At 48.0% G+C, this 1,059-nt stretch carries 1 protein-coding gene; it reads left to right on the top strand.

The annotated features are described in order from the left end of the window. Positions 1 to 1,059: Card1-like endonuclease domain-containing protein (locus R7O12_RS26730; protein ID WP_318127094.1), on the top strand; the 1,059-nt coding region annotated here is incomplete at both ends.

Raw genomic sequence — 1,059 nt, 5'->3', positions numbered from 1 at the left:
GGTATTATCGACCAAGACCCAGTGAGATTGGTCACTCCTCTATTGGATAATCGCACTTTAAGCACACATATCGTATTCATTGGTGACAAAACACAGGTAGATATGTTTGACCGACTGAGTAGCGTGTTAGAGCAGCGAGAGATTACTTCTGAATTTTTTGAAATTCCGTCGGCTGTCAATACAACCCTGATTAAACAATCGATTCAAAAGCTCGCGAAAGATCTTCACGACCGTGGAGAAGACGTCAAACTGAACGCAAGCTGTGGCCTTCGTCATCGATTGTTGTCGGTTTACGAGGTTTTCCGTACTTATCGCTGGCCTATCTTCGTAGTTGAACCAAACAGTGACAAACTTTGCTGGCTTTACCCAGATGGCAAAGAAGATACGCAAGTTGAAGACCACATTACTATCTCCGACTACCTAACCATTTTCGGTGCGCGCGGCGAGTTCCACCACGTAGACCTTCCTCCTCTTCTTGATCAAAAACTGTATGAGCTTGGCGAACGCTGGGCGTCAAATGCGCTTGAGTTGGGCCCAGGCTTGGCGACACTCAACTACCTTGCGACAACCTGCCGTAAGGAGCAGAAGCTGGATGTGGAGCTCTCTGAGAAGCAACAAGGCTACCGTGAACTCAACATGCTGCTGTCGGATCTTGTCGAAGCACAGATCGCGACTTACGAAAATGGCATTTTGACCTTCGCGAACGAAGACGCACGTCGATTCTCTAACGGCGAATGGTTGGAGACTCTGGTTCACAGCACTGTGAAGCAAATCCAAGACACCATGCCAACGATTCAAGACCGCTCTTTGAATGTTCAGGTTTATCGTAAGCTGGGTGAAAGTGAAGTACGTAACGAGCTAGACGTAGCAACGGTTGTAAATAACAAGCTGCACATCATTGAGTGTAAAACGAAAGGCATGCGCGATGATGGTGACGATACGCTGTACAAACTGGAATCTTTGCGTGACCTGCTAGGCGGTCTACAAGCACGCGCTATGCTGGTGAGCTTCCGTCCTCTTCGTCACAATGACATTACTCGTGCAGAGGATCTTGGCCTT

The sequence above is a fragment of the Vibrio sp. Vb1574 genome (assembly GCF_033338675.1).
This window is presented reverse-complemented; position numbering and strand designations above follow the sequence as displayed.